This window comes from Paraburkholderia sp. SIMBA_030, assembly GCF_046535245.1.
In the GTDB taxonomy this organism is placed as follows: Bacteria; Pseudomonadota; Gammaproteobacteria; order Burkholderiales; family Burkholderiaceae; genus Paraburkholderia.
Genome location: NZ_JAWRXB010000566.1, coordinates 1 through 271 on the forward strand (window position 1 = coordinate 1; position 271 = coordinate 271).

1 protein-coding gene is annotated in these 271 nt (G+C 62.4%); it reads right to left on the reverse strand.

Features of this window, described 5'->3' with window-relative positions; genetic code table 11:
* The coding region (locus tag SB772_RS41225) for an ATP-binding protein (RefSeq protein WP_410838678.1) at nt 1–271 on the reverse strand (271 nt) is incomplete at both ends.

A 271-nucleotide genomic window follows, 5' to 3' on the forward strand; every position in this document is an offset into this window, starting at 1 on the left:
GCCTGTGTTGCGGCTTTTCGAGGATCTCTTCGGGTGCCCCACAGGGTGCTGGGGGCGTGATACTTTCGTCCCGAGGCAGATACAGGTGAACGGTGGTGCCTTGGCCCGGCGTACTGTCGATGCGCAACTGGCCGCCCGACTGGCGCACAAAGCCGTAGACCATCGACAACCCAAGGCCAGTACCCTGGCCCATGGGCTTGGTGGTGAAGAAGGGATCAAGCGCACGCTGCATAATGTCCTGGCTCATGCCTATGCCGGTGTCGTCCACGCG